This window comes from Streptomyces daliensis, assembly GCF_054782395.1.
On sequence record NZ_BAAGSO010000094.1, the window covers coordinates 88,899 to 97,793 of the forward strand.

Consider the following 8,895-nt stretch of genomic DNA (forward strand, 5'->3'; position numbering starts at 1 on the left):
GTCATCTCGCATTGTCATGCAATGCGGCTGCCGTGACGGACCGCGACGGCCCCGTCCCCGCCCGTACGGTACGGGGCGGAGCGGGGCCGTACGGTACGGGACCGGGCGGGACCGGGCCGGGCCGGTCAGGCGTGGGCGACGACGATCAGGTTGGGGGAAGCGTCCTCGTAGGGGGTGCCGTCCCAGTCGCCGTGGCACGTCGTCCGCGCGAACCCGGCCTCCCGGCACAGCTCGCCGAACTCCTCGGGGGTGTAGATCCGCACGTCGTAGGGGGTCATGGGGAACTCGGCGCCGGTGTCGTCGACGATGGCCCACTGGCCGAACTCGCGCCGCGTGCCGTCGTCCAGGTGGCGGCGCGAGACCAGGGTCCGGCCGCTGGAGAGCCGGCGGCGTTCCTCGGCGGGGATGCGGCCGTCACGGAGCGCGGGCGCTGTGACCATCGTGTGCATCAGGAACCGCCCGCCGGGCTTCAGCGACTGGCGGAAGCGCCGCAGGACGGCCAGGTCCTCCTCGGGGGTGAAGAAGCCGAAGGAGTAGAACATGTTGATCACGGCGTCGACGGGCTCCAGGGGCGGCAGCTCCCGCATGTCGCCTTCGAGGAAGCGCACCGCCGCCCCGGCCCGCGCCGCGCTGCGCCGGGCCGCCTCCAGGAAGCCGGGGTTGATGTCGACGCCGACCACGTCCACGCCGTGACCCGCCAGCTCGACGCTGTGCCGCCCGTAGCCGCACGGGCAGTCCAGCACGCGCGCGCCGGGCGCGAGGCCGCACAGGCGCATGACGCCGTCGACCTCGGCGCACGTACGGTCGTCCACGCGCGAGGTGCCCGCGAAGAACGTCCGCAGCGAGTCGTCCGCCTCCTTGTAGAGGTCGCCGAAGAAGCCCGCCTCCGGGCGCCACCAGTCCTCGGCCCGCCGACCGCCGGTACCGGTTCCCGCCGTCGATTCCGTCATGATCCGCTCCGTTCCTGTCGCACTGTTCCCCGCTCCGGGGCCCACGGGCCCGGCTCCGGCGCCCACGGGTGCGGGCACCGGCTCCGCCGCTCTCCTGCTCGACGCGCTCCGCTTCCGCCCCGGCGCCGGACCCGCGCCGACGGAGGGCGGGAGCGGCCGGGAGCCGGTGGTACGGGCGACGAGGTCGGCGACCACGTCGGGCAGGTGCCCCCGCCGCGCATGCACGGCCCTGCGGCGCTCCGCACCGCCGCGCCCGGCCGCCAGTGCGCGTACGACGGTGCTCACGGCGGCGAGTTCCCCGTATCCGTCGAGCACGGGGCGCACGTGCGCCAGCAGCCGCCGGGCCAGCTCTGCGACGGGCAGGAGCCGTCCGCCGAGCGGTTCAAGACCGTGCCCCGAGCAGCCGTCGCGGGCCGCGCGCCAGTAGGCGGCGCGCAGCACTTCCTGGTCCACGCGCGGGCCGGGGTCGCCGTGCCGCACCCGCTCCAGCGCCTCGGCCACCAGGGCCCGCACCAGGGCCGCGAACACGGTGGTCTCCGCGATTCCGGCGTTGACGTCCATCACGCGGATCTCGACGGTGGGCAGGTGGGGGCAGGGCCGCACGTCCCAGAAGACGTTGTGCTCGTCGAGCGCAGCGCCGCTGTCGAGCAGGCGCGCCACGAGGCGGTCGTAGTGGTCGACGCCGTCGAAGTACGGGGGCGGTCCGGCCGCGGGCCAGCGGCCCAGGGCGACGGTGCGCCAGCTCGCGTAGCCGGTGTCGCGGCCCGCCCAGTACGGGGAGTTCGCCGCGAGCGCGGCCAGCGTCGGCAGCCAGGGCCGCAGATGGTTGCTCACCAGCACCGCTTCCGCGCGGCCCGGCACCCGCACATGCGTCTGGAGCGCGGAGAAGGCGAAGTCGTCCTGGAGTGCCCGGTACTCCCGGGCACCGGCGTCGTAGCGGGGGTCCTCGCGCAGCGGCACGGGTTCGCGCGCGCCCAGGACCGGGGTGCCCGACGCCACGATCCGCAGCCCCTCCCCGGCGGCCGCGGCCGCCACGCCCGCGCGCATCCGCACCAGGTGGTCACCGAGTTCGCGCAGCCCGCGGCAGGGCGGTGTCTTGGCCTCGATCTGGTAGGCGGTGAACTCGCCCGAGACCTGGCCGCTCAGGGGCGCCGCGACCCGCGCCAGCACCCGCGAGGCCGAGGCCCGCACGCCGCCGTCGTGCGCGTCGACGAGGAAGTACTCCTCCTCCACGCCCAGCGTCGGCGCCGTCTCCCCGGTCGTCGGCATGCGTGCCCCGTCCGTCCCGTTCCCGTCGACCGCGAGCGGGCGGTCCGGATCCTCGTCCGTTCCCACCGTCGCCGCGGGGTGCGCGGGGCGCCACACGAGGCGGTGCGCCGGTGCTCCGGGCGGGTGAGCACCCTTCGCGCACCCCGCTCCCGGGTGCCCGCACCCGCGCCAGGTATCTTGACCGTTGAGATATTGCTGGACGACGCGAGGAGGCGTACGGGATGGTCTCGCTGATATTCGCCCTGCTCGCCGCCGCGCAACTGGGGCTTGCCGTGGCGGCGGTGCGGTACTGGCGGCGGGCCCCGGGGTGGCTGACCGTCGTCCCGGCCCTGGTGAGCGCGGCGCTGGTCTGGGACAACGGCGTGATCGCCCTGGGGGACCCGCTGGGTGCGGGACCGCTGCTGGAGGCGCTGAGTGTCCCCCGTTTCGCGCTGCACGCCCTGCTGACGCCTCTGCTGGTCCTCTGGGCACTGGCGGCAGCGGACCACGCGGGAGTCAGCGGCGCGCGCCGGGGCCCTGTGCGCGCCGTGGCCACCGCCCTCACCGCCCTGCTGACCGGCGCGGGCGTCCACCACGACATCCTCGGCCTGACGCTGCGCGCCGAGCACTGGGGAGGGGCGCTGCGCTACGTCAACGACTCGACGTCACCGGTCGGCCCGCTGCCCGCCGTCCTCACCGGGCTGATCGTCCTCGCCGCCGGCATCGTGTTGTGGCGGCGTACGGGTTTCGGCCGGCTCGCCCTCACCTCGGCGGTGATGGTCGTGGCTTCCGGTGCCGCGGCGAAGGTGCCCCCGCTCGGCAACGCGGCGGAGGTCGTCCTGATCGCGGGAGTGCTGCTCACCGTCCGCGCGTTCCTGCCCCGGCCCGGCGCGCGGGACCGTGCGGCGGGCGACGGCTCCGCGCTCACCCTCTGATCGTCGCCTGCCATGGGTCCGACGGTGCCCGTACGTTCCGCTCCGTCAGCCGCTGGACACACCGGCACACCGGCACACCGGCACACCGAGACACCCGCTCAGGGCAGCGCCGGGCCGTCCGGGAGGTCGGCGGGGGTCGTGCCGGGCGGGCCCAGAACGACGTCGCCGAGTTCCTCGGCCACCGCGCCGAACAGCTCCGCGTCCAGCTCGGTGTCACCGGTGGCGAGGCGCAACGGGGTGCCCGCGCGGGCGATGAGTTCGGCGAAGCCCGCGGGCGAGGAGATGTTGAGGGCACGGGCACCCTCCCCCTCCGCCTTGATGGCGTGCGGGGTGTGCAGCGGAATGGTGCAGAAGTCGCCGGAGCGCAGCGTCGTCCGCTCCTTGCCCACCCACACCGTCAGCGCGCCGGAGACCACCCAGAGCCGCTCCTCGTACCGCGTGTGCAGATGCAGCGGGGTGGCGGCGCCCGCGGGCATGAAGGAGTCCGTCACGTCGTGCCGCCCCTCGGTCTCCTCGGCCGAGGTGAGGATGGAGACGCGCAGTTCCTGACCGAGCACGTACTGACGCTCCGCGCGGCCCGGGTGTTCCGGGTGCCCCGGGTCGTCCGACTGGACGGCGAAATAGCTCACTGCTCGTCCTCCGAGGTCAGCTGCCCGGATCCGTACGGCAGTTGGCCGGGCACGCGGATGCGGTCGGGCACATACGTGCACCGACAGGAAGCAGCAGCCTACGCCGAACCCGGCTCCGCACCCGGGTAGGGGCCTGTTGCGCGGGGGACACGTGCGACGGCCCCACCGCCGCCACCCCCGCTTCGTGACCGGATCCGGGTACCGCGGCGCCGCGGGGCCCGGATGCCGGGGTACGGTCCCGCGGGAGGTGCGCGGATGAGTTTCCGGCTGGCGGCGTACGCCGTGTGCGTTGAGGACGGGCGAGTCCTGCTCGCCCGTCATGTCTCCGCCACCGGCGAGTCCAACTGGACCCTGCCGGGCGGCAGGGTCGAGCACGGCGAGGACCCCTTCGACGCGGTGATCCGCGAGGTGGCCGAGGAGACCGGCTGCGACGCGGTGGTGGAGCGCCTGCTGGGTGTGGACTCAAGGGTGATCCCCTCGGCCGAACGCACCGTCCCCGGCGGCCCTGAGCACCAGAACGTCGGCATCTTCTACCAGGTCCGTATCACCGGTGGCCTCCTGCGGCCCGAGCCGGACGGCGAGATCGCCGAGTCGGTGTGGACCCCGGTCCCCGATGCCGCGCTTCTGCACCGGTCCTCGCTCGTCGACGTCGGCCTCGCCCTGGCCCGGACCCGCCCGCCGACGGGCCACGTCGCATCCGTTCCCGTCGGCGGACTCATCCGGCACTGACAGTCCGCGCCCGGTGGCCCGACGGTGACGGTCCGGCACCGGCGGTCCCGTCGCGGAGTCCCGCACTGACACACCGTCACCTTCACCCCGGCGGCCCCGGTCCGCCGACAAGCGTTGACGCCTCATGACGGCGCCACTATCGTTCCGGCGACATAACGAACAGCGTCCGATATATCGGACACACGGAGAACCTGAGCGGACCACCCCTCCCCGCCCCTCCGCCGGGACACACCACGCTCCCCTGTGCACGAAGGCCCGGCCTCCCCGTCGCAGAAAGGGCCGCACGATGTCCTCCTCCGTCAGCAGACGCCGTCTCCTCCAGATCGCCGGAGCCACGGCCGTCGCCTCCACCGCCGGGCCCCTGGCCGCCGCTTCTCCCGCCCGCGCCGCCGTGCTTCCCCCCGCCAGGCCCGACATCGGCGTGTCCGCGCACCCCTTCGCGTTCGGCCAGGTCCGGCTGACCGCGAGCAGGTGGCTGGACAACGAGAACCGCACCCGCAGCTATCTGCGGTTCGTCGACACCGACCGGCTGCTCTACAACTTCCGCGCCAACCACCGGCTCTCCACCAAGGGCGCTGCCGCCACGGGTGGCTGGGACGCGCCCACCTTCCCCTTCCGCACCCATGTCCAGGGCCACTTCCTCACGGCCTGGGCGCAGTCGTACGCCGTCACAGGGGACACCGTCTGCCGGGACAAGGCCACCTACATGGTCGCGGAGCTGGCCAAGTGCCAGGCCAACAACAGCGCCGCCGGGTTCAGCGCCGGGTACCTCTCGGGCTACCCCGAGTCGGAGTTCACCGCGCTCGAACAGCGGACGCTCACCAACGGCAACGTGCCGTACTACACCGTCCACAAGACCCTCGCCGGTCTGCTGGACGTGTGGCGGCTGCTCGGCAGCACCCAGGCACGCGACGTGCTGCTGGCCCTGGCCGGATGGGTCGACTGGCGCACCGGGCGGCTGAGCGGCCAGCAGACGCAGGCCATGCTGGAGACCGAGTTCGGCGGCATGAACGCCGTGCTCACCGACCTCTGCCAGCAGACCGGCGACACACGGTGGCTCGCCGTCGCCCGGCGCTTCGACCACGCCGCCGTCTTCGACCCCCTGGCCGCGGGCCAGGACCGGCTCAGCGGGCTGCACGCCAACACCCAGGTGCCGAAGTGGATCGGCGCTGCACGCGAGTACAAGGCCACGGGGACCACCCGCTACCGGGACATCGCCACCCACGCCTGGGACATCTGCGTCGGCACACACACCTACGCGATCGGCGGAAACAGCCAGGCGGAGCACTTCCGCGCGCCGAACGCCATCGCCGCGTATCTGAACAAGGACACGTGCGAGAGCTGCAACACCTTCAACATGCTCAGCCTCACCCGCGAGCTGTTCGCGCTGACCCCGGACAGGGCCGCCCTGTTCGACTTCTACGAGCAGGCATGGCTCAACCAGATGACCGGCCAGCAGAACCCGGCCGACGGCCACGGCCACGTCACCTACTTCACCCCCCTCGCACCGGGGTCCCGGCGCGGTGTGGGCCCGGCATGGGGCGGCGGCACATGGAGCACCGACTACGGCACCTTCTGGTGCTGCCAGGGCACAGGACTGGAGATGCACACCAGGCTGATGGACTCCGTCTACTTCCGCGACGGCGACGACAGCACCCTGACCGTGAACCTGTTCGTGCCCTCGGTCCTCGACTGGTCGCAGCGCGGGATCACGGTCACCCAGTCCACGTCGTTCCCGGTCGGCGACACCACGACGCTGAAGGTCACCGGCGACGCGGGCGGCACATGGGCGATGCGCGTCCGCATCCCGGGCTGGACCTCGGGGGCCACCGTCAGCGTCAACGGTGTGGCACAGAACATCGCGACCACGCCGGGCAGTTACGCGAAGCTGACCCGCTCCTGGTCCCCGGGCGACACGGTCACCGTCCGCCTGCCCATGCGGGTCGTCCTGCGCGCTGCCAACGACGATCCGGACGTCGCCGCCGTCACCTACGGCCCGACGGTCCTGTCCGGCGACTACGGGGACAGCGCGCTCGGCTCCCTCCCCTCACTGAACACCGCCTCGATCCGGCGGACCGGCGACTCCTCCCTCGCCTTCACCGCCACCGCCAACGGCTCCTCCGTCGGACTGGGCCCGTTCCACGAGGCGCACGGCCACAACTACACCGTCTACTGGCGCATCGGCGGCACCGATCGCGTCCGCCTCGTCAACGTGGGCAGCGGCCTCGTGCTGGGCATCCAGGACATGTCCACGGCCGACGGGGGCCGGGCCCTCCAGTGGCACGATTCCGGCACCGCCGACCACGGCTGGGAGGTGATCGACGACGCGGGCGCGGTCCGGATCCGCAACACCCACAGCGGCAAGGTGCTCGGCGTGCGGGACATGTCCACAGCGGACAACGCGGCCGTCCTCCAGTGGTCCGACAACGGCACAGCCGACCACCGGTGGACACTGCTCGACCAGGGGGACGGCACCTGCGTGATCCGCAACGCGCACAGCGGCAAGCTGCTCGGCATCGAGAACCACTCCACCGCCGTCGGCGCCTTCGCGGTCCAGGACTCGGACAACGGCACCGCCGACAACAGGTGGCGCATCGTGGCGGACCAGTGAGCGTCGGCGGGGACGGCGACGGCGTCCCCGCCGACCCGCCTGCCCGTCCGCGTTCCGCCAGCCGTCACCTCGCCTTGGCGGAAAACCGGCAGCCGCACGGGCTGGAACCGGACGGAATTCCCACTTCCCCTTGCCGGTGAACGGGCTGCTTATTGGCCACACCGGACTTTCCTGTCGCAATTCGCACGACGTTTCCGACAACAGCACCGCCGAGTAGCCGCACCTTCACGTCAGTTTCCCTGCCATGGGATACCCCGTCGGCCAAAACGGCGTTCCAGCACATCGCGAAGCCCCACCTTCACTCGCGTCCGAAAATATTCCTCTCGTAACTGGACATCGGGTGACGTGCATTTGAGGCAACAGGGGAAGCAGTGCCGGATGAGCATACAGCACCTGAAGTGGAATTCGACGGAGACCTAGGGGAAATGATCGCGCCGGCCTCCCGCCTCCTGCGGGCGGGAGGGGATCCGGTACCGCACAGAAGAAGGATTTCCGGAACCACTCCGCTCCATCAGCAGACCGGAAAGGGTTCATTGATATCTGGACAAATGCGCGATCACCGAAGGAACACCCTCCCCTCACCTTTCGCCCAACCGCTAGCATCGTCGAAGTTCTCATTCGCAGTGAGCTGTGGAGGGCGCATTATGCATGGGCAGCTCCGAACCGCGCTTCGGCATGTCGCATACCCTGTCATGCTGTTCACGCTTGCTTCGGTGTCCGTGGCGGCTCTGCACCTGCGCTGGGATCTCGGCATGGTGAGTGTGTTCTTCCTGCTCGGCGTCGTCGGCGGCCTGTCGCTGCTCGAACGACTGATTCCGTATGAACCGGAGTGGTCGCCGAGTGCGTCCGAGTGGGGTGCGTACAGTGTGTACTTCGTGCTGACGATGTTCGGCGGGGCCGTGGCCCAGCTTCCCGTGGCGACAGTCGTCGGCTGGGTGGCACCCGTACATCCCGCGCTGCCGCTCTGGGCGGAGATTCCCGCGGCACTGCTGCTCGGCTCGCTGGCCAATTACCTGATCCACCGCTGGTGCCACACAAATCGCCGCCTCTGGCGGCTGCACGGCGTCCACCACGTACCCGCCAAGGTGAACGTCGGCAACAACGCGGTCAACCACGTCGTCGACGTCATACTCACCCAGGGCGTCGTCCAGTTGACGCTCGCGCTGACCGGATTCTCGGCGCAAGCAGTCTTCGTGGTGGGCTTGTTCGTGATCGTGCAGGGCTATTTCGTGCACGCCAACATCGATGTCCGGATCGGTGTGCTCAACCATGTTTTCGCCGGTCCGGAGTTGCACCGGCTGCACCACAGCATCGACCTCACGGAGGCCGGGCACTACGGGTCCGACCTCTCCCTCTGGGACCACGTCTTCGGCAGCTTCACCTGGCGGCCCGGCCGGAAGCCGGTGGCGGTAGGTCTCCAGTATCCCGCCGACTTCCCCCGTACCGGTGCGGTAGTGGCCAGTCACCTTCAGGCATGGCGCCGCACGGAACGAGTCGACAGCGCACAACCCCGGCCACGCCAGCCGGTCTGACCGGCGTCCCGCTCCGAACCGCCGTCCCGCTCCGATCCGCGCGATCCACCAGTTCGGCCACCCCGGCTTGACCCGGCCCAGAACCGGTCGACCACCCCTGTGCGACCGTCCGCCGTGCCGCCTTCCACCGGTCACCACCCCGGACCGGCCCTGTCGGCGCCGTCCCCGCCCAGCACCAGCAGACCGCTACGCGCCGGCGGCTCCGGGCCCGGCCCCGTCACGCCCGTACCCCCCGCGTCCCCGCGCGCCCCTGCCTCCGGC

Annotated in this window: 6 protein-coding genes; 4 read left to right on the forward strand and 2 right to left on the reverse strand. The window is 71.7% G+C overall.

The window, feature by feature from the left end:
- Positions 1–125 precede the first annotated feature (125 nt).
- Positions 126–2,219 (reverse strand): glutamate--cysteine ligase, encoded by a 2,094-nt coding sequence (locus tag ACYVOO_RS23000; protein WP_461017573.1) that lies wholly within the window; start codon positions 2,217–2,219, stop codon positions 126–128.
- Positions 2,220–2,440: 221 nt separating this feature from the next.
- Between ACYVOO_RS23000 and ACYVOO_RS23005 the strand changes: the two genes are divergently transcribed.
- A complete protein-coding gene (locus tag ACYVOO_RS23005) occupies positions 2,441–3,133 on the forward strand; it encodes a hypothetical protein (protein WP_461017574.1) in 693 nt (230 codons plus the stop codon).
- Between the two features lie 98 nt (positions 3,134–3,231).
- Here the strand turns inward: ACYVOO_RS23005 and ACYVOO_RS23010 are convergent, their stop codons facing one another.
- Positions 3,232–3,762 (reverse strand): cupin domain-containing protein, encoded by a 531-nt coding sequence (locus tag ACYVOO_RS23010; protein ID WP_461017575.1) that lies wholly within the window; start codon positions 3,760–3,762, stop codon positions 3,232–3,234.
- 255 nt (positions 3,763–4,017) lie between these two features.
- On the opposite strand from ACYVOO_RS23010, the gene ACYVOO_RS23015 reads away from it, so the two are divergent.
- The 3 genes from ACYVOO_RS23015 (at position 4,018) to ACYVOO_RS23025 (ending at position 8,634) form a co-directional block, all read left to right on the forward strand.
- Positions 4,018–4,491, forward strand: coding sequence for an NUDIX hydrolase (locus ACYVOO_RS23015; protein WP_461017576.1), 474 nt, complete (start codon positions 4,018–4,020; stop codon positions 4,489–4,491).
- A gap of 286 nt (positions 4,492–4,777) precedes the next feature.
- Positions 4,778–7,102, forward strand: coding sequence for a beta-L-arabinofuranosidase domain-containing protein (locus ACYVOO_RS23020; protein WP_461017577.1), 2,325 nt, complete (start codon positions 4,778–4,780; stop codon positions 7,100–7,102).
- 644 nt (positions 7,103–7,746) lie between these two features.
- A complete protein-coding gene (locus ACYVOO_RS23025) occupies positions 7,747–8,634 on the forward strand; it encodes a sterol desaturase family protein (protein ID WP_461017578.1) in 888 nt (295 codons plus the stop codon).
- Positions 8,635–8,895: the final 261 nt, after the last annotated feature.

Coding starts and splice junctions, on each gene's coding strand:
- ACYVOO_RS23000 (WP_461017573.1), bottom strand. CDS start 2,219: ATGCCGACGACCGGGGAGACGGCGCCGACGCTGGGCGTGGAGGAGGAG.
- ACYVOO_RS23005 (WP_461017574.1), top strand. CDS start 2,441: ATGGTCTCGCTGATATTCGCCCTGCTCGCCGCCGCGCAACTGGGGCTT.
- ACYVOO_RS23015 (WP_461017576.1), top strand. CDS start 4,018: ATGAGTTTCCGGCTGGCGGCGTACGCCGTGTGCGTTGAGGACGGGCGA.
- ACYVOO_RS23020 (WP_461017577.1), top strand. CDS start 4,778: ATGTCCTCCTCCGTCAGCAGACGCCGTCTCCTCCAGATCGCCGGAGCC.
- ACYVOO_RS23025 (WP_461017578.1), top strand. CDS start 7,747: ATGCATGGGCAGCTCCGAACCGCGCTTCGGCATGTCGCATACCCTGTC.